Origin of the sequence: Pseudonocardia halophobica, assembly GCF_027922425.1 — a bacterium.
Classification (GTDB): Bacteria; Actinomycetota; Actinomycetes; order Mycobacteriales; family Pseudonocardiaceae; genus Pseudonocardia; species Pseudonocardia halophobica.
Genome location: NZ_BSFQ01000018.1, coordinates 34,480 through 52,922, shown reverse-complemented (window position 1 = coordinate 52,922; position 18,443 = coordinate 34,480). Strand labels below are relative to the sequence as shown.

At 73.5% G+C, this 18,443-nt stretch carries 16 protein-coding genes; 12 read left to right on the top strand and 4 right to left on the bottom strand.

All coding sequences use genetic code 11. The annotated features are described in order from the left end of the window. Nucleotides 1-40: 40 nt before the first annotated feature. The gene (locus PKE99_RS20750) at nt 41-898 is read left to right on the top strand and encodes an alpha/beta fold hydrolase (RefSeq protein WP_037043229.1); all 858 of its coding nucleotides are present in this window, start codon (nt 41-43) and stop codon (nt 896-898) included. 37 nt (nt 899-935) lie between these two features. Here PKE99_RS20750 and PKE99_RS20745 read toward each other — a convergent pair whose 3' ends face one another. The 4 genes from PKE99_RS20745 to PKE99_RS20730 all read right to left on the bottom strand — a co-directional run bounded on the left by PKE99_RS20745 (nt 936) and on the right by PKE99_RS20730 (nt 4,996). After that, nucleotides 936-1,907 carry a helix-turn-helix transcriptional regulator gene (locus tag PKE99_RS20745; RefSeq protein ID WP_037042990.1) on the bottom strand — a complete coding sequence of 324 codons (972 nt, stop codon included), beginning with the start codon at nt 1,905-1,907 and terminating at the stop codon, nt 936-938. 67 nt (nt 1,908-1,974) lie between these two features. Further along, nucleotides 1,975-2,940, bottom strand: coding sequence for an NADPH:quinone oxidoreductase family protein (locus tag PKE99_RS20740; protein WP_037042993.1), 966 nt, complete (start codon nt 2,938-2,940; stop codon nt 1,975-1,977). Nucleotides 2,941-2,978: 38 nt separating this feature from the next. Further along, nucleotides 2,979-4,331, bottom strand: a complete 1,353-nt coding sequence (locus tag PKE99_RS20735; RefSeq protein ID WP_037042995.1) for a phosphotransferase family protein — start codon at nt 4,329-4,331, stop codon at nt 2,979-2,981. Further along, nucleotides 4,328-4,996, bottom strand: a complete 669-nt coding sequence (locus PKE99_RS20730) for a TetR-type transcription factor C-terminal domain-containing protein (protein ID WP_081923929.1) — start codon at nt 4,994-4,996, stop codon at nt 4,328-4,330. The genes PKE99_RS20735 and PKE99_RS20730 overlap by 4 nt, the downstream gene beginning before the upstream one ends. 128 nt (nt 4,997-5,124) lie before the next feature. Here PKE99_RS20730 and PKE99_RS20725 point away from each other — a divergent pair, with 128 nt between their 5' ends. The 11 genes from PKE99_RS20725 (at nt 5,125) to PKE99_RS20675 (ending at nt 18,413) form a co-directional block, all read left to right on the top strand. Beyond that, nucleotides 5,125-6,360 carry a CaiB/BaiF CoA transferase family protein gene (locus PKE99_RS20725; RefSeq protein WP_051737081.1) on the top strand — a complete coding sequence of 412 codons (1,236 nt, stop codon included), beginning with the start codon at nt 5,125-5,127 and terminating at the stop codon, nt 6,358-6,360. Next, on the top strand, nt 6,357-7,166 hold the full coding sequence (locus tag PKE99_RS20720) for an enoyl-CoA hydratase/isomerase family protein (RefSeq protein WP_051737082.1): 810 nt from the start codon (nt 6,357-6,359) through the stop codon (nt 7,164-7,166). Before PKE99_RS20725 ends, PKE99_RS20720 begins: the two co-directional genes overlap by 4 nt. Beyond that, complete coding sequence (locus PKE99_RS20715) at nt 7,167-8,087, top strand: amidohydrolase family protein (RefSeq protein WP_051737083.1); 921 nt, start codon at nt 7,167-7,169, stop codon at nt 8,085-8,087. A gap of 2 nt (nt 8,088-8,089) precedes the next feature. Continuing rightward, the gene (locus PKE99_RS20710; RefSeq protein WP_051737084.1) at nt 8,090-9,607 is read left to right on the top strand and encodes a class I adenylate-forming enzyme family protein; all 1,518 of its coding nucleotides are present in this window, start codon (nt 8,090-8,092) and stop codon (nt 9,605-9,607) included. A 342-nt stretch (nt 9,608-9,949) separates the two neighbouring features. Beyond that, nucleotides 9,950-10,336: a DUF485 domain-containing protein gene (locus PKE99_RS20705; RefSeq protein WP_051737085.1), complete on the top strand. Its 387-nt coding sequence runs from the start codon at nt 9,950-9,952 to the stop codon at nt 10,334-10,336. Between the two features lie 2 nt (nt 10,337-10,338). Continuing rightward, nucleotides 10,339-11,850, top strand: coding sequence for a solute symporter family protein (locus PKE99_RS20700; RefSeq protein WP_037042999.1), 1,512 nt, complete (start codon nt 10,339-10,341; stop codon nt 11,848-11,850). Nucleotides 11,851-11,968: 118 nt separating this feature from the next. Further along, on the top strand, nt 11,969-12,487 hold the full coding sequence (locus tag PKE99_RS20695; protein ID WP_037043001.1) for a DinB family protein: 519 nt from the start codon (nt 11,969-11,971) through the stop codon (nt 12,485-12,487). Nucleotides 12,488-12,522: 35 nt separating this feature from the next. After that, nucleotides 12,523-14,052 carry an ATP-dependent DNA ligase gene (locus PKE99_RS20690; protein ID WP_197040533.1) on the top strand — a complete coding sequence of 510 codons (1,530 nt, stop codon included), beginning with the start codon at nt 12,523-12,525 and terminating at the stop codon, nt 14,050-14,052. Between the two features lie 183 nt (nt 14,053-14,235). Further along, nucleotides 14,236-15,672 carry an FAD-binding oxidoreductase gene (locus PKE99_RS20685; protein ID WP_037043003.1) on the top strand — a complete coding sequence of 479 codons (1,437 nt, stop codon included), beginning with the start codon at nt 14,236-14,238 and terminating at the stop codon, nt 15,670-15,672. A 196-nt stretch (nt 15,673-15,868) separates the two neighbouring features. Continuing rightward, complete coding sequence (locus PKE99_RS20680; protein WP_037043004.1) at nt 15,869-17,308, top strand: GuaB1 family IMP dehydrogenase-related protein; 1,440 nt, start codon at nt 15,869-15,871, stop codon at nt 17,306-17,308. Between the two features lie 121 nt (nt 17,309-17,429). Further along, nucleotides 17,430-18,413 (top strand): hypothetical protein, encoded by a 984-nt coding sequence (locus PKE99_RS20675; RefSeq protein WP_037043006.1) that lies wholly within the window; start codon nt 17,430-17,432, stop codon nt 18,411-18,413. The last annotated feature ends 30 nt before the right edge of the window (nt 18,414-18,443 follow it).

Genomic DNA, 18,443 nt, shown 5'->3' with positions numbered 1-18,443 from the left:
GGCCGTGCGCCGCCGGGCGCGCGGGCAGATGATCGGGAGCGTGTTCCCGGGCTTCGACGACGAGCGGGTCGATATGGGCGAGGTGGTGCTGCGGGTGCGGCACGGCGGCAGCGGGCCCGCGGTGCTGCTCCTGCACGGCCACCCGCGCACGTCGGCGACCTGGCACCGGGTCGCCCCGGTCCTGCGCGACGCCGGGTTCACGGTGGTGTGCCCGGACCTGCGGGGTTACGGGGTCTCCACGGCTCCCCCGTCGGCCCCCGACCACGCGCAGGCGTCGAAACGGGCGATGGCCGCCGACCTCGCCGCGCTCATGCGCCGGCTCGGCCACGAGCGGTTCACGGTCGCCGGGCACGACCGCGGAAGCTACGTGGCCCTGCGCCTGGCGCTCGACCATCCGGACGCCGTGGAGCGGCTCGCGGTGCTCGACAGCGTCCCGATCAGCGAGGCCCTGGCCCGCTGCACCGACCGCTTCGCCACGGCGTGGTGGCACTGGTTCTTCTTCGCGCAGCCCGAGAAGCCCGAGCGGGCGATCACCGCCGACCCGGACGCCTGGTACGGCGGCGACCCGGCCGTGATGGGCGAGGAGGCGTACGCCGAGTACCGGGCCGCGATCCACGACCCGGGCACCGTGCACGCGATGCTCGAGGACTACCGCGCCGGGCTCGGCGTGGACCGGGCCCACGAGGAGGCCGACCGGGCCGCGGGCCGCCGCCTGCGCTGCCCGGTCCTGGTCCTCTGGTCGACCCGGGACGACATGGAGTACCTCTACGGGGACCCGTTGACCGTCTGGCGTGAGTGGGCCGACGACCTGCGCGGACACGGGATCGAGTCCGGTCACCACATGGCCGAGGAGGCCCCGGACGACCTCGCCCGCGCCCTGCTCGCGTTCTGCGGCTGACGCCGCCCGTGCGCGGTAAGTGGTGCTGGAGCACCACTTACCGCGCACGGGTGCCGGAGGCGCGGAGGAAGCGTTCCCCCCACTCGCTCAGCTTTGCGGTCAGCTCCGGGGGCGAGCGGACGTCGAACTCCGCGCCGCAGCTGCCGAGGGCGAGCAGGGGCCAGTCGAGGTCGTCGGTCGCCATCCTGAGCAGGCAGCGGTCGGGACCGAGCGGCTCGATCGTGGCCCACCGAGCCAGGTGGGCGAGCTGCTCGGCGGGGGCCTCGACCAGCGCCTCGACGGTGTAGGTGGAGGGGCGGTTGCGGATGCCGGCCTGGACGAAGTCCGCGGCGTCGGCGGTCGGCAGCGCCCGCGGGCGGAACCGGGCGCCCGTGCGGCGGGGCTCGGCGAGCCGGTCGAGCCGGAAACTGCGCCAGTCGTGCCGGTCCAGGTCGTAGGCCACCAGGTACCAGCGCCGGCCGAGCGGGACGAGCCGGTGCGGCTCGACCTGCCGGGTCGCCCGATCGGCGCCGCGGGCGGTGTAGCCGAACTCGATCCGCTCGGAGTCCCGGCAGGCCTGGGCGACCACGATCAACGCCTCGGGATCGAGGGCGTCCGTCCGCGGGGCGCCGCCCCAGGTGCTCGGCACGGTGACCCCGCGCAGCGCGTCGACCCGGCGCCGCAGCCGCGGCGGCATGACCTGTACGACCTTCGTCAGCGCCCGCAGCGCGGGCTCCTCGATCCCGGCCACGGCGCCCTGCGTCGCGGCCTGCATGCCGACGGCGAGCGCCACCGCCTCCTCGTCGTCGACGACGAGCGGCGGCAGCGCGGCGCCCGCGGCGAGCTGGTAGCCGCCGTCGACACCCCGGGTCGCCATGACCGGGTACCCGAGCTCGCGGAGCCGGTCGACGTCCCGGCGCAGGGTCCGCACGGACACCTCCAGCCGGGACGCCAGCTCCGGCCCCGGCCAGTACCGGTGGGTCTGCAGGAGCGAGAGCAGCCGCAGCGTCCGCGAGCTCGGTGAGGTCACCCGGTCAGTATCCGGCGTATTGCGGCCGGATACCGACCGGATTCCGGCGACCGGATTCAGCCCGGGATCAGGGCTCGACGACCGCCTTGCCCAGCACGCCCCGCTCACCCAGCAGCGCGACGGCCTCGCCCGCCTTCTCCAGCGGGTAGGTCCCGGCGATGGGCGGGTCGACGATGCCGGACTCCAGGTACGGGATCAGCTTGTCCCACTCCGCGCGGGTGTAGCCCTCGCGCGGCATGGCGTACGCACCCCAGCCGACGCCGCGGACGTCGATGTTGTTGAGCAGCAGCCGGTTCACCTTGACCGTGGGGATCTCGCCCGCGGTGAACCCGATGACCAGCAGCCGGCCGAGGGGGGCGAGGGAGCGCAGCGAGTCGGTGAAGCGGTCGCCGCCGACCGGGTCGACGACCATGTCGACGCCGGTGCCGTCGGTCAGCTCCTTGACGGCGTCCTTGAACCCGTCCGTCAGCACCGCCTCGTCCGAGCCGACGGACCTCACGAAGTCCGCCTTCTCCTGCGTGGAGACGACCGAGATCACGCGGGCGCCCAGGGCCTTCGCCAGCTGGATGGTCGCGGTGCCGATGCCGCCGGCGGCACCGTGCACCAGCACGGTCTCGCCCTTCTGCAGCTGACCGCGGGTGATCAGCGCGAAGGTCATCGTCAGGTAGTTCATCGGCAGGCAGGCGCCCGCCGCGAAACCCACGTTGTCCGGCAGCGGGAACACGCTCTGCACCGGGGCGGTGGCCAGCTCCGCGAAGGCGCCGATCGAGGTGCTCGCGGCGACCCGGTCGCCCGGCGAGAACTCCGAGCCCTCCGGTGCCTCCCGGACCACGCCCGCCAGCTCGCCGCCCAGGGTGAAGGGCACCTCGGGCTTGTACTGGTACTTGTCCTGCGTGAGCAGCAGGTCCGGGAAGTTGACCCCGGCCGCCTTGACCTCGATCAGCACCTCGCCCGGCCCGGCCACCGGGTCCGGCACCTCACCGATCTCCAGCGCCTGCGGCCCGTCCGTGCGGGTCACCCGTGCTGCGCGCATGCCTGTCTCTCCTGTCGTCGCGTTCGTCGTCGAACATGTCAGGTCCGGTGCGGGGGCGCCAGGTACCGCGGATTGGCCACCGCGACCTGCGCGGTGACCGAGGCGCGGACCGCGGCCACGACGTCGGGGCCGTCCGCGGGCAGGGCGCCGTCGCGGATCCGGGCGGCCAGCTCGCCGTCGTCGGCGCAGCCCAGGGCGTGCAGCCGGGCGCGGTGCCCGGTCCGCTGCGCCGGACCGAGCCGCAGCTCGCGGCGGGCGATCGTGAGGGCGTTGGCGGCCACCTTGGCCAGGTAGGCGGTGCGCGGGTCGGGCGGGGTCAGCTCCTCGCGGAGGAACCCGGTCACGGCCTCGAGCAGCTCGTCGACGGACGGCCGGTCGTGCACCACGGGTTCCTCGACCGGGACGGGACCGCCCATCGCGTCGGCGACGACGGCGGGCTCGGTGAGGCCGAGGGCCAGCAGGGCGTCGTGCTCGGCCTCCGCGATCCGCCTGCCAAGCACCGCCATCTCGACCGACCGCTCGCTGCCGCCGAGGTGCCGTTCGGCCTGGATGCGGCAGATCACCGCCCACCGGGCGCAGGCGAACACCTCCCACCAGCGCACCGCCTCCGGATCGGGGCGCACGCCGGTCGCGGCCTCGTACCCCGCGAACAGCTCCTCGCGGGTGCCGTAGCCGCCGACCTCGGGGGCCGCGCCGAACCGCCAGGCCCGGGCGCACACCCAGCCGAGGTCCTCACGCGGGTCGCCGACGTGCGCCAGCTCCCAGTCGAGCACCGCCCGCACGCCGGAGTCGTCGACCAGCAGGTTGCCGTTGCGGAAGTCGCCGTGCACCAGGGCGGGCGGCACCGGGTCGGGCCGGGTCTCGGCGAGCCGGCGGAACACCAGCTCCATCGCGGGCCGGGGCTCGCCGAAGGCGGCGTGGCTCTCCCGCAGCAGGGTGAGCGCGTCTGCGTGGTGCTCGAGCCGCGGCACGTCCGCGGGGTCGATCGCGTGGATGCGGCCGAGGATATCGCCGAACTGCCGCGCCAGCCGCGGCCGGACCGCGGCCCACCGCTCCGAGCGCAGCAGCCGTGGCGGCAGGGTCTCCCCCGCCAGCCGCTCCATCAGCAGGTACGGGCTGCCGACGCCGTCCGCCCCGTCCCCCGCGGCCAGCAGCTCCGGGATCGGGACGCCCGCCCGCGCGGCGGCGCGGAAGCACTCGGCCTCGCGCGCCATCCCCTCCGGCTCCGGGACCTCCGGCGGGTCGCGGCGCAGGATCAGGCCGCGCCCACCGGCGTCGAACGACCAGGTCTCGCGGCTCGCCCCGGCCGACAACCGGTGCAGGTCCGTGACCGGGGCGCCGAGGACGCGGGCGAGCGCGTCGGACAGGGAGTCGGGGACGACGGCCGTCATCGCCCGTACCTCACGGCGTCGAGCGCGATCTCCTCGTAGCGCGCCACGATCTCGTCCGGCCCGAGCCGCCCACCCGGCCGGTACCAGGCGGCCACGGCCGTGCAGGCGGTGCTCACGAACCGCGCCGCGTCGTCGGGCTGGTCCGCGCCGAACACCCCGCGCCGCACCCCGTCGCGCACCACCCGGTCGAAGATCCGCTGCTGGACGTCGCGCTTCGCCACCACCAGCGCCCGCGCCCCGGGTTCGAGGGAGCGCAGCTCGCTGTTACCGAGCAGGCTCTCCCGCTGCGACTCCAGGTGCACCCGCACGTGCGCGCCGACGACGGCCCGCAGCCGGTCGGCCGGATCCTCGCCGGCGAGGTCGAGGGCCTCCTCGGTGGCGGCGATCAGCACGTCCAGCCCGCGGTCGAGCATCGTCGCCAGCAGGCCCTGCTTCGAGGTGAAATGGTGGTAGAGGATCGCCGGGCTGGTCCCGGCGGCCGCGGCGATGTCGCGCACCGAGGTCCCGTGGTAGCCGTGGACGGCCATGACCTCGACCGCCGCGGCGATCAGCGCAGCGGCCGTGGGTTCGTCCCCCGGCAGCACGAGCGTGGTGGGCGGCAGCCCCTCCCCGGGGCTCCCGCGGCGCGCCCCGGAGGACGCGGCCGGCTTCTCGGCGCTGACCATGCCGCCACCTTAACCGCTCTGAACGATCGTTCAAAGCCCTGTTGACGCAGCAGGTGACTCGTCCTACGGTGCGTTGAACGAGCGTTCGGCGACAGGCCGGACCCGGGCACCGACGGAGGTGCGATCCCATGGCCGGTCCCTACGCGGGGTTGAAGGTCTTCGACCTCAGCCACGTGATCGCCGGGCCGTTCTGCACGCGGATGCTCGCGGACATGGGCGCCGACGTGATTCGCGTCGAGCAGCCCACCGGCGACCTGATGCGGGCGCTGCCCGTGGCCGTCGGCGACCCCGAGGACCACGTCTCCAGCGCGTACGCGCAGTACAACACGGGCAAGCGGTCGGTCGGGCTGAACCTCAAGGACCCGCGCGGGCTCGACCTGGCGCTGCGGCTCGCGGACTGGGCCGACGTCGTGGTCGAGAACTTCGCGCCCGGGGTGCTGGGCCGGCTCGGCCTCGGCTGGGAGGTGCTGCACGCCCGCGACCCGCGCACGATCCTCTGCTCGCTGTCCACCTTCGGCGCCGTGGGCCCCTACTCGCACCTGTCCGGCTTCGGGCTGGTCGCCGAGGCCTGGTCCGGGCTGATGTCGCTGACCGGCGAGGAGGGCGGGCCGCCGATGCACTTCGGCACCGCGCTCGCCGACGTCAACTCCGCGGTGCACGCGCTCGCCGGCATCGGTGCGGCGCTGCACCAGCGGCAGCGCACCGGCGAGGGCACGCACGTCGACATCTCCGCCTTCGACGCCCTGTTCGCCATGATCGACCAGCAGCCGGCCGCGGGCGCCTTCACGCAGGGCGAGGCGGTGCGTGGCAAGTACGGCAACCGGCACACCACGAGCGTGCCGTCGGGCGTCGCGACCTGCGCGGACGGCACGCACCTCGCCTACGGGATGAGCGGCGACGTCTTCTTCGCGCGCCTGGTGAAGGCCATGGACGCGCCGGAGCTGCAGGAGGAGTACGGCACCGTCGCCCAGCGCGTCGGGAACCCGGGGCCGCTCTACGACCGCATCGAGGCCTGGGCGGCCACCTGGCCGACGGCCGACGCGCTGGTCGAGCACCTCGTCGCGCACGGGCTCTCCGCGGCCCGGGTCCGCTCCGTGCGGGAGAACCTCGCCGACCCGCACCTCGTCGCCCGCGGCACGCTCAGCCCGGTCCGGCAGCCGGGGCACGGCGAGGTCCTCCTGCAGACCGCGCCGTACCGCTTCTCCGGGTCCGAGGTCCGCCCGGGGCGACCCGCCGGACCGATCGCCGCCGACACCGCCGAGGTCCTCGCCGACGTGCTCGGCCTCGACGACGCGGCGGTCGCGGCCCTCTTCGACGACGGGGCCGTCCACGGTCCCCACGACACAGGGAAAGGAGCCCGATGACCGTCACGCTCGACCGGAACGCCGACGGCACGATCGCGACCCTCAGGTTCGCGAGCGACCACCCGATGAACGTCTTCACCGTCGACACGCTGGAGGCGCTGCGGGAGAAGGTGGCCGAGGTCGCGGCCGACCGCGCCGTCCGCGTCCTGGTGCTCACCGGCAAGGACACCGTCTTCTCCGGCGGCGCCGACCTGGGCTACCTCGGCTCGCTCGACGACGACGCCTACAAGCACTACATCGCCACCGAGTACACGCTGTTCGCCGAGGTGGAGGACCTGCCGCTGATCACCGTCGCGGCGCTCGCGGGGCCTTGCGTCGGGAACGCGACCGAGCTGGCGCTGGCCTGCGACTTCCGGATCTGCACGCCGGACGTCCGGATCGGGCTGCCGGAGATGAAGGTCGGCTTCGTCTCCCCCGCCCAGCGGCTCACCGCCTACGTCGGCATCGGCAAGGCCAAGGAGCTGATCTACAGCGGCCGGCTGGTGCCCGCCGCGGAGGCGCTCGAGCTGGGCCTCGTCACCACGGTGGCGGACGACCTCGCCGCCGAGGTCGAGAAGGCGACGCAGCGGTACGCCGCGTACTCCGCCTACGCCCTGCCGCTCACCAAGCTGGGCATCCACCGCTGCTACGGCCTGGCCGGCGACGGACCCAGCCGGGCCTACGACGCCGAGGAGCAGGCCGCGGCGTTCGCCACCTTCCGCGGACCGGACTACGCCGAGGGTGCGGCGGCGGCGCTCGAGGGCCGCCGGCCCCGGTTCACCGCGCAGCGTCCCGCGTCGACCGACGAGATCCTGAAGGGCGAGTAGATGATCGTCGACTTCCTGGCGGGCGCCGTGCCCGACGAGGACGCGTTCACCCTCTCCGAGGCCGTCACGAACGGCCGGCTGCGCGGCTACGCCGAGCACTTCGGCGGCACCCTGAAGCCCGCGCGCACCCACGCCGAGGTCACCGAGCGCTGGCAGGCCGCGCGGGAGGCCGCCCGGGGGCGGGTGCCCTCCGAGGAGGACTTCCTCCGGATGCTCGCCGACGGTGGCATCGGGCTCGCCGGCGTCTACACCGAGTCCTTCGGCTCCCGGCTGGGCGTGCCCACCGCGGACAACGGGGTGGTCGCGGACTTCGTCAAGCGGCACTCGGACAAGGTCGTCGGGTTCGGCGGCGTGGACCCGTGGGAGATCGACGCGGCCCGCACCGTCGACGAGGCCGTCGAGCTGGGGCTCTCCGGCGTCGTGCTGTCCCCGTTCAAGCAGCAGCTGCTGCCGGACGACCCGCGGATGGCCCGGGTCTACGGCCGCTGCGAGGCCCTCGGCGTCCCGGTCCTGCTGCACACCGGGATCAACTGGTCGCTCGACGCCGCCTACGACGTGGGCCACCCGCGGTACATCGACGCGGTCGCGACCGCGTTCCCGGACCTGAAGCTCGTCGCACTGCACGCGGCGTGGCCGTGGGTCGAGGACATGATGATGGTGACCTGGCGGCACGAGAACGTGTACGTCGACCTGTCGGCGCACCGTCCGCGCACCTTCACGCGGCCGAACTCGGGCTGGGAGTCGTTGCTGCAGTTCGGGAACCGGCAGCTCGCCGACAAGGTCCTCTTCGCCTCGACCTGGACGCTGCTCGGCGTCCCGCCCGCCGACCTGGTCGCCGAGGTCCGTGCACTCCCGCTGAAGGACGACGTCATGGACAAGTGGCTGGGCGGCAACGCCCTGCGCCTCCTCGGGAGGGAGTAGCCGTGCTGGTCTCGGACATCATCCGGAACAACGCCCGGGCCCGCGGCGGCTCGGTGGCCCTCGTCGTCGACGGGCGCGAGATCACCTACGCCGCGCTCCAGGAGCTCGTCGAGGAGACCGCCGGGGCGCTCACGGCCCGCGGGATCGGCTACGGCGACCGGGTCGCGGTGCTGGCGAAGAACAGCCTGGAGTACGTCCAGCTCTACTTCGCGACGGCCGCGCTCGGCGCGATCCTCGTTCCGCTCAACTTCTGGCACCGCGGTGCCGAGCACGCGTACACGATCGGCGACTCCGAGCCCGCGCTCTGGTTCGTCGAGGCGCAGTACGACGAGGTGTCGCAGGAGGCCCGCGCCGCGCACCCGGAGCTGCCGGTGCTGCGGATCCCGGGCCCGGAGGGCGACCGCGCCGACTGGGAGGCGTTCAGCGCCGCCGCCGTCGACGTGCCGCCCGTGACGGTCGACGAGCGCGACCCGCACATGATCCTCTACACCTCGGGGACCACCGGGAAACCCAAGGGCGCCATGCTCTCCCACCGCCGGACCGTCGACGACGGACTGGCGATGGCATCGACGCTGCGGGCGAACGACCGCGACGTCTTCATGAACTACTTCCCGCCCTTCCACGTGGGCAACTGGGACCACATGAAGCCGTTCCTGCTCATGGGCGCGACGGTGATCCTGCTGCGGGAGTTCGATCCCGACGTGGTGCTGGACCTGCTCCCGCGGCACCGGGTCTCGGTGATCCTCGGCGTGCCGACGATGCTGCACGCGCTGATCACCCACCCGCGCTTCCCGGACACCGACACCTCGTCGGTCCGGCTGCTCTACTACGGCGCCTACGACCCCAGCGGGATCATGGACCGCACGGCCGACGCGTTCGGCGCCCGCGAGGGCAAGGTGCAGTTCGCGCACACCTACGGCCTCACGGAGGGCGGCCCGTTCGTCACCTGGTGCCCGCCGGAGGACGTCTTCGACCGGTGGGGCTCGATCGGGCGCGCCATGCCCGGCGTCGACGTCGCCCTCCTCGACGACGACGGCAACGAGGTCCCGCCCGGCGAGCCCGGCGAGATCTGCGTCCGGGGCCCGCGGATGAGCGGGTACTGGCGCAACGAGGAGGCGTCGAAGACGGCGCTCGCCGGCGACCGGCTGCACACCGGCGACATCGCCGTCGCCGACGCCGACGGGTTCCTCACCATCGTCGACCGCAAGAAGGACATGATCCGCTCGGGCGGCCAGAACGTGTGGTCGAAGGAGGTCGAGGACTGCCTGGCCAAGCACCCGGGCGTCGCCGACGCGGCGGTGATCGGCCTGCCGGACCCGGTGTACGAGGAGCAGGTCGTCGCGGTCGTGGTGCCGACGGGTGAGCCCTCGGAGGCGCTGGCCGCGGAGCTCACCGCGTTCGTGAAGGCGCACCTGGCGGGCTACAACACGCCCAAGCAGGTCCACTTCGTCGACGAGTTCCCCCGCACCGCGGTCGGCAAGATCCAGAAGCACGTGCTCCGGGAGCGCTTCGGAAACTGACGCCACCCGCGAGTCGGGACTTCCGGCACCGCGAGTCGGGAGCTCCGGCACCGCGAGTCGGGAGCTCCCGCACCGCGAGTCGGGAGCTCCCGCACCGCGAGTCGGGAGCTCCCGCACCGCGAGTCGGGAGCTCCGGCACCGCGAGTCGGGAGTTCCCGCCTCGCGAGCGTGGAGCGGCGGCGATCCGCGCCGCCGTCACGACACGTCCATCGCGATCACCTGCCCGACCCGGGCGGGTCCGCACCGTGCCCTCCCCACCGGTCGCCGGTGTGGTGCAGCGGCACCGCTCGACGTTCGGCACGACCCCCGCACGACCCCAGCGACGAACCAGGAGAGGCACCCATGACCGACCCCTCCGAGCCGGCACCCCCGGCTCCCGACACCCCGGGCTCCGCGCTGTCCCGCGCCGCCGCCGTCACCGCGACGCCGGCGTTCGCCCAGCTCGTGCGCAGCCGGAACCGCTTCGCCGTCCCCGCGGCCGCGCTCGGCTTCGGCGCCTACCTGCTCGTCATCGTGCTGTCCGGCTTCACCCCCGTGCTCAACGGCAAGGCGGTGGGGCAGCTGAGCTGGACGTTCGTGCTCACCGCGCTGATCTTCCCGCTGGTCTGGCTGCTGTGCGGGCTCTACACCCGGCGGGCCGCGCAGTGGGACGAGCTGGCGGACCGGGCGATCGCGGAGTCCGGCGTCGAGACCCGGGCCACCGCCCCGACGGCCGAGAAGGGGCTGTAGCGATGAGTGCCGACCCGATCACGATCGCGATCTTCGTCGCGGTCATCCTGCTGACACTGGCCATCACGGCGTGGGCCGGCCGCCGCAACCGCGACGCGGGCTCGCACTACGTCGCGGGCGGGCAGATCACCGGCTGGCAGAACGGCCTCGCGATCTGCGGCGACCTGCTCTCCGCCTCGACCTTCCTCGGCGTCGCCGGCATCCTCGCGCTGCAGGGTGTCTACGGCTTCTACCTGGTCGCTGGCGGGCTCGTCGCCTTCCTCCTGGTCCTGCTGCTCGTGGCCGAGCCGCTGCGCAACCTGGGCCGCTACACGATCGCCGACGTCCTCTCGAGCCGCTTCCGGTCGAAGGGTGTGCGGGCGGTGATGGCGGTGAACACCCTGGTGGTCACGGTCTTCTACATGATCGCGCAGCTGGTCGGCGCCGGCGTGCTGATCAGCCTGCTGATCGACGTGCCGTACTGGGTGGCGGTGATCGTCGTCGGCGTGCTGATGGCCGTCTACATCACCATCGGCGGCATGCTCGCCACGACCTGGATCCAGATCGTCAAGGCCGTCATGCTGCTCGCCGCGCTGGCGGTGCTGGTGGTGCTGGTCCTCGCGCGGTTCGGCTGGAACCCGATGGCGCTGTTCCAGGCGGTCTCCGAGGCGTCGCCGACCGACCTGTTCTCCCGCGCGACCGGGTTCGTCCCCGGGCTGGACCTGCTGTCCGTGGCGATCGCCCAGGTGCTCGGCACCGCGGCCCTGCCGCACATCCTGATCCGGTTCTTCACCGTGCCCGACGCGAAGGTGGCCCGGAAGTCGATGAGCGTCGCCCTGTGGATCCTCGGGCTCGCGTTCCTCGCGATGCCGTTCATCGGCTACGGCGCGGCGGCGATCGTCGGGCAGGCGCAGGTGGCCGCGGCGAACAAGGCCGGGAACCTCGCCGCCCCGCAGCTGGCCGAGATGCTCGGCGGCCCGGTGCTGTTCGCGCTGATCTCCGCCGTGGCGTTCGCGACGATCCTCGCGGTCGTCGCCGGCCTGGTCATCGCGGGCTCGGGCGCGGTGGCGCACGACATCTACAGCTCGCTGATCCGCAAGGGCAAGGCGTCCGACGCCGAGCAGGTCAAGGCGGGCCGCATCGCCGCCGTCGCCATCGCCGCGGTGTCGATCGTGCTGGCGCTCGGCGCACAGAACACCAACATCGCCCTGCTCGCGCTGATGGCGGTGGTGGTCGCGGCCAGCGCCAACGTCCCGGTGCTCGTGCTGCTGCTGTTCTGGCGGCGGCTGAACACCACCGGCGTGATCGTCGGCGTGGTGGCCGGACTGGTCAGCTCGGTCGTCCTGGTGCTCGTCGGGCCGGGCGTGATGGGGACCGCGGCGCTCTACCCGCTCTCCTACCCGACTCTCGTGTCGGTGCCGATCGGCTTCCTCGGGTGCTGGCTCGGCACCGTCCTCAGCAGGCCGCGGCCGGGGGCCGAGGCGCCGTACGACGAGATGCACGTGCAGGCGATGACCGGGCGCTCGGTCGTCTGACCAGGCGATTCGGGCCCGCCCGGGAAATCTCGGGCGGGCTCCGAATTGAGGACAGGATCTGACCGGAGGGGTCCGTAGCGTCGTACCCGTCAGCAGGAACCGACGAGAGGCGGACGCCATGACCACCACCGAGATCCCCACCCTGACCGGCGAGAAGGCGGACCTGCTGGGGACGCTCGCCCAGCACCGGTTCCTGTTCCGGCACACCGTCCAGGGGCTCACGAACGAGCAGGCGGCACTGACGCCGACCGCGAGCGAGCTGTGCCTCGGCGGGCTGATCAAGCACGTCGCGTACGGCGAGCGGAACTGGATCACCTTCGTGCTGGAGGGGACCTCCGCCATGGAGTTCACCGAGGCGTCGTTCGCCGAGCACACGAACAGCTTCCGGATGCTCCCCGGCGAGACCCTGGAGGGCCTCCTCGCCGAGTACGAGCGGATCGCGGAGCGGACCGAGGCCGTGGTCGCCGCGCTGCCCTCGCTCGACCTCTCCCACCCGCTGCCCGAGGCGCCCTGGTTCACCGAGGAGGCCTGGTCGGCGCGCCGCGTCCTCACCCACATCATCGCCGAGACGGCCCAGCACGCCGGGCACGCGGACATCCTGCGCGAGACGATCGACGGCCAGAAGACGATGGGCTGACGATCGCCGCGCGACTGTCGGTGGGCACTGCTTCAATGCGGACCGTGCTGCTCCACCACGTCGTCGGGACCTCGGCCGCGGTCGGCGCCACCCGCTCCCGCAAGGAGAAGTCGGCGGCGCTGGCCGCGCTGCTGAACCTGGCCGGGCCGGAGGAGGTCGCGCCGGCCACGGCCTGGCTCGCGGGCGAGCCGCGCCAGGGGCGGATCGGCACCGGCTGGCGCACCCTCTCGGGCCTGGCCGGTGCCCCCGCCGCCGAACCGACGCTCGCCGTCGCACAGGTCGACTCGCTCCTCACCGAGCTGGCCGGCACCTCCGGGGCAGGGTCGGCGAGGCGCCGTCGCGAGCTGCTTTCGTCGCTGTTCGGCGCGGCGACCGAGGAGGAACAGGCCTTCCTCGTCCGGCTGCTCACTGGGGAGCTGCGGCAGGGGGCGCTGGAGGGCGTGATGCTCGACGCGATCGCCGCGGCCGCCGAGGTTCCCGCGGCCGTGGTGCGGCGCGCGTTCATGCTCTCCGGCCGGCTCCCGGAGACCGCCGCGCTGGCCCTGTCCGAGGGCGCCGCCGGGCTCGAGGGGGTGCGGCTGGAGGTCGGGCGGCCGGTGCGGCCCATGCTCGCCGGCCCCGGGTCGTCGCTCGACGCGGCGCTCGAGTCGCTGGGCGAGGAGGTCACCGTCGAGTACAAGCTCGACGGCGCGCGCATCCAGGTGCACCGCTCGGGCGAGGAGGTCCGGGTGTGGACGCGCACGCTGCGCGAGGTCACCGAGGGCGTGCCGGAGCTGGTCGCGCGGGTGCGGGCGCTGCCGTGCACCGCCGCGGTGCTCGACGGCGAGACCCTGGCGCTCGACGACGACGGCCGTCCCCGCAAGTTCCAGGACACGATGTCGCGCTTCGGGTCCGAGGGCTCCGAGGAGGTGCTCCTCAGCCCGTTCTTCTTCGACCTGCTCCATCTCGACGGCCGCGACCTCCTCGACGAGCCCCTGGCCACCCGGCTCGACGCGCTCGCCGGCCTCCTCGCCGAGCCGGCGCAGGCCCCGCTGCGTATGCCGGGCGTCCGCCGGCCCACCCCGGACCAGGCCGCGGACGTGCTCGACGGGGCGCTGTCGGCCGGGCACGAGGGCGTCGTCGTCAAGGCGCTCGACGCCCCGTACGCGGCCGGGCGGCGCGGGAAGAGCTGGCAGAAGGTCAAGCCGGTGCACACGCTCGACCTCGTGGTGCTCGGCGCCGAGTGGGGCTACGGCCGCCGCACCGGCACGCTCTCCAACATCCACCTCGGCGCGCGGGACCCGGACGGCGGCCCGCCGATCATGGTCGGCAAGACCTTCAAGGGCATGACGGACGAGCTGCTCGCCTGGCAGACGAAGGAGTTCCCCGGCCACGCGGTGCACGACGACGGGCACGTGGTCGAGATGCGCCCCGAGCTCGTCGTCGAGATCGCCCTCGACGGCGCCCAGCGCAGCGTCCGCTACCCCGGCGGCGTCGCCCTCCGCTTCGCCCGGGTCCTCCGCTACCGCCCCGACAAGACCCCCGCCGAGGCCGACACGATCGACGCGATCCGCGCTCTGCTGTAACCCGCCCGAACACGACCCCCCAGAGGAGCACGCCCTTCCGCAACCGGGCCGATCGACCGCTTCGTGCGCGCACCGGCGTCGGTAGCCTCACCGGCCCACGGCCGTGCCTGCTCACGCCCGATCGTGTCCGCGATCGGCACGTCACACGACCGCCCACGCGGCGGCCGGGTCGAGAGGTGCGCCATGACCGTCACGCTGACGCGGGCCGACGGTGCCCGCGAGCAACTGTCCGACGACGTCCTCGACGAGTTCGATGCCGCGCTGCGCGGCCGCCTCGTCTCCGGTGACGCCGCTGAGCCTGAGCCACGTCAGGAGTGGAACGCGATGTTCGGCGGCCCGGCGGGGCTGACGGCGCGGTGCACCGGGACCGCGGACGTCGTCGAGGCGGTGCGCTTCGCCCGCTCTCGCGGGCTGCTGCTCGGGGTCCGCGGCGGCGGCCACTCCGTCGCGGGTCTGTCGAGCAACCCCGACGGCCTGCTGATCGACCTGTCGGGGATGCGCGGCGTGCTCGTCGACCCGGAGCGCAGGCTGGCTCGGGTACAGGGCGGGGCCGTTCTCGGCGACGTCGACCGGGAGACCCAGGCGTTCGGCCTGGCGACCCCGCTGGGGCGCGTGTCGGAGACCGGGGTCGCCGGGCTGACGCTGGGCGGCGGCGTCGGGAACCTCGAGTCGAGGTACGGGCTGGCCTGCGACAACCTCGTCGAGGCGCAGGTCGTGTGCGCCGACGGCAGCGTCCGCACCGCCTCCGAGGCCGAGAACCCGGACCTCTTCTGGGCGCTCCGGGGCGGCGGCGGCAACTTCGGCGTTGTCACCTCCTTCACCTTCCGGCTGCACCCGGTCGGCCCGATCGTCGGGTTCGCCGGCGTGATGTATCCGCTGGAGGAGGTTGCCGCCGTCGAGCGCAAGTGGCGGGAGTACGCCGAGGTGGCGCCGTCCGAGGTCACCACCGCGGTCTACGGGTTCACGTTCCCGGCGGCGCCCGGCATGCCCGAGGTCGTCCACGACCGGCCGGTCGTGGTCGTTGCCGGGGTGCACTGCGGACCCGACCCGGACATGGGGATGCGGGTGCTGCAGCCGCTGCGCGAGGTGGGCACCCCTCTGCTCGACCTGTCGCAACCGATGCCGTACACGGCCGTCCAGTCCGCGTTCGACGCGCTCTTCCCCCGTGGCGTGCACCGGTCCTACTGGAAGTCCCAGTACCTCGACGAGCTGACCGACGACGCGATCGACGCCCTCGCGCGGCGCGCACAGGATCGGCCGGCCCCCTTCACGATGCTGAACATCTTCCGCGTGGGCGACGCGGTGCGCGCCGTGGACCCGGAGGCGACCGCGTTCGCCGAGCGGACCTCGCCCTACATGGTGTCGATCGACACCAACTGGACGGATCCGGACCAGGACGAGGCGGCGATCGCCTGGAGCCGGTCGACCTTCGAGGAGCTGACGAAGTACGGCAACGGCCGGGTGTTCCTGAACTTCACCGGTCGGCAGGACGAGCCACTCCAGGCCGGCACCGACACCGCCTTCGGCCGCAACCTGCAGCGCCTCGGCCGCATCAAGGCCGCTCTCGACCCGGACAACTTCTTCCAGCTCAACAACAACATCATCCCCACCCCGGGCTGACGCCCGGGGCCGGCGCCCTCCCGTCACCCGCGAGTCGGCACTCCGAGGCGACCGAGTTGCACATCCCGGGAGCACCCGACAGGTGGAGTTCGGTGTCCCGGAAGCGCCGACCCGCGGGATCGGGCTGCCATCTGCCGCGTATATCTCACCCGCTCCGGCGGCGCGCGGCCGATCTCGCCGCTACCCTTGGCTCTCCGTGCGCTTCATCGACGGGCACCGGCCCACCTCGGACCTCACCTACGACGACGTCTTCCTCGTCCCCGGGCGGTCCTCCGTCGCGTCCCGCTTCGACGTCGACCTGACCACCGCGGACGGCACGGGCGCCACGGTGCCGGTCGTCGCAGCCAACATGACCGCGGTCGCCGGCCGCCGGATGGCCGAGACGCTGGCCCGGCGCGGGGCGCTGACCGTCCTGCCGCAGGACGTCGCTCCCGAGGCGGTCGCCGAGATCGTCAGCTGGATCAAGTCGCGGCATCCCGTGTGGGACACACCGCTCGTGCTGCGCACCGGCGACGCGGTGGCCGACGCGCTCAACCTGCTCCCGAAGCGCGCGCACGGCACCGTCGTCGTGGTCGACGACGGCGGACGGCCGGTCGGCACGGTCGACGAGGCCGCCTGCTCGGGCGTCGACCGCTTCACCCGGCTCGCCGACGTCCTCGACGGGTCACCGGTCATGCTCCCGCTCGGCACCGCGCCCCGCGAGATCTTCGAGACGCTCGGCGGGCGCGGCGTCGCCCTCGGCCTCGACGACGACGGCCGCCTCGCCGGCCTGCTCACCGCGCTCGGCGCGATCCGGGCCGGCATCTACACGCCCACCCTCGACAGCCACGGCCGGCTGCGCACGGCGGCGGCGATCGGCATCAACGGCGACGTCCCGACCAAGGCCAAGGCGCTGCTCGAGGCCGGGGTGGACGTCCTCGTCGTCGACACCGCGCACGGGCACCAGGACAAGATGATCGAGGCGCTGAAGGCGGTCCGGGCCGTGGTCCGTGACTCCGGGCTGTCGGTCCCGATCGCGGCGGGCAACGTCGTCACGGCCGAGGGCGTGCGCGACCTCGCCGAGGCCGGCGCCGACGTGATCAAGGTCGGGGTCGGCCCGGGTGCCATGTGCACCACGCGGATGATGACCGGCGTCGGGCGCCCGCAGTTCTCCTCGGTGCTGGAGTGCGCCGCCGCCGGCCGCGACCACGGCGTGGCGATCTGGGCCGACGGCGGTGTGCGCTTCCCGCGGGACGTCGCCCTGGCCCTCGCCGCCGGCGCCGCCTCGGTGATGATCGGCTCCTGGCTCGCCGGCACCTACGAGTCTCCCGGCGACCTGCTGCGCGACGAGTCCGGCCGCGCGTACAAGGAGTCCTTCGGCATGGCGTCGAAGCGGGCGGTGAGCGCGCGGACCCGCGGCGACGGCGACTTCGACCGGGCGCGCAAGAGCCTCTTCGAGGAGGGCATCTCCAGCTCGAAGCAGCTCCTCGACCCCGGCCGCCCCGGCGTCGAGGACGTGCTCGACGGCATCTGCTCCGGCGTCCGCTCCGCCTGTACCTACGCCGGCGCCCGCTCCCTCGCCGAGCTCCACGAGCGCGCGGTGGTGGGCATCCAGACCACCGCAGGCTTCACGGAAGGCACCCCCCACGGCCTGTGAGTGGCGATAGTCGCTATAGCGACTATCGCCACTCACGAGAACTTGTCCACAGAGGCTGGTGACTGTCCACAGGATCCAGAAGGACCTGTGGACCGGCGCGGACGTCGCCCATGGTCGACCCATGACGTTGTCGCGCAGGGCCGTGGACCAGGTCGTAGAACCGTCGAGGCTCGTCGAGTGGCTGCGGCTGCTCGATGCGCAGAACGGAATGGCCGGGCTCGATCAGCTCCGCGGGTTCGGGGTGAGCTGGAGCGCCGTGGTCGCCCATCTCGAGGCCGGCCGCTGGCAGCGGGTGCTGCCGCGGGTCTACGCGCTCTTCACGGGTTCGCTGTCCGCGGAGGCGAGGACAACGGCGGCCCTCCTCTACGGCGGACCCGCGGCGGTGCTCAGCCACCGCACGGCGGCCGAACTCTGGGGTCTCGTCCGACCCGGCGAAGGACCGGTGCACATCACCGTCCCGTACACGAGCTCGGCGGTCTCGCAACCACCGCTCGTCGAGGTGCACCGCTCCCGCGCGCACCGGCACATCCTCGTGACCACGGACCCGCCGCGGACGAGCCGGGCGGACACCGCGATCGATGTCGCCGTTGCCGAGGAGGACCCGGACTCGGCGCGGCGAGCCCTGGTGGCGATGTTGACGACCGGGCGGGTCACCGCCGCCGCCGTCGAACGACGGATGGCCGACCGGCTGCCGCGACGGCACCGCAAGGCCCTGCGCGAAGCGATCGCGCTCGTCCGGGAGGGTGTGCAGTCGGCGCTGGAGGAGCTGTACGCGACCGACGTCGAGAAGGCGCACGGCCTGGCGCCGGGCCGTCGCCAGAGCCCGTTCTCGGTCGATGGCACCGAGCTGTACGAGGACGTCGTCTACGACGACGTCGGAGCGCCGCTGACCGTGCGTCTGGACGGGCGGACCCACCTGGTCGACGGTGTCGCCTTCCGCGACCGGAGGCGGGACAACGCGGCCGAGCTCGCCGGGCGGTCGCGGCTGGTCTACGGGTGGCGTGATCTCTCGGCCGATCCGTGCGGTGCCGCCCGTGAGGTCGTGGGGGTGCTCCGCCGACTGGGTTGGCAGGGCACCTCGACGACCTGCCCGAAATGCTCGTGAGTGGCGATAGCCGCTATGGCGACTATCGCC

Bases quoted from the DNA above. Each gene is read 5' to 3' on its own strand.
- PKE99_RS20720 (WP_051737082.1), top strand. From the start codon at position 6,357: ATGACCGTCACGCTCGACCGGAACGCCGACGGCACGATCGCGACCCTC.
- PKE99_RS20690 (WP_197040533.1), top strand. From the start codon at position 12,523: ATGCGGACCGTGCTGCTCCACCACGTCGTCGGGACCTCGGCCGCGGTC.
- PKE99_RS20715 (WP_051737083.1), top strand. From the start codon at position 7,167: ATGATCGTCGACTTCCTGGCGGGCGCCGTGCCCGACGAGGACGCGTTC.
- PKE99_RS20685 (WP_037043003.1), top strand. From the start codon at position 14,236: ATGACCGTCACGCTGACGCGGGCCGACGGTGCCCGCGAGCAACTGTCC.
- PKE99_RS20725 (WP_051737081.1), top strand. From the start codon at position 5,125: ATGGCCGGTCCCTACGCGGGGTTGAAGGTCTTCGACCTCAGCCACGTG.
- PKE99_RS20700 (WP_037042999.1), top strand. From the start codon at position 10,339: ATGAGTGCCGACCCGATCACGATCGCGATCTTCGTCGCGGTCATCCTG.
- PKE99_RS20740 (WP_037042993.1), bottom strand. From the start codon at position 2,940: ATGCGCGCAGCACGGGTGACCCGCACGGACGGGCCGCAGGCGCTGGAG.
- PKE99_RS20730 (WP_081923929.1), bottom strand. From the start codon at position 4,996: ATGGTCAGCGCCGAGAAGCCGGCCGCGTCCTCCGGGGCGCGCCGCGGG.
- PKE99_RS20695 (WP_037043001.1), top strand. From the start codon at position 11,969: ATGACCACCACCGAGATCCCCACCCTGACCGGCGAGAAGGCGGACCTG.
- PKE99_RS20735 (WP_037042995.1), bottom strand. From the start codon at position 4,331: ATGACGGCCGTCGTCCCCGACTCCCTGTCCGACGCGCTCGCCCGCGTC.
- PKE99_RS20675 (WP_037043006.1), top strand. From the start codon at position 17,430: ATGACGTTGTCGCGCAGGGCCGTGGACCAGGTCGTAGAACCGTCGAGG.
- PKE99_RS20705 (WP_051737085.1), top strand. From the start codon at position 9,950: ATGACCGACCCCTCCGAGCCGGCACCCCCGGCTCCCGACACCCCGGGC.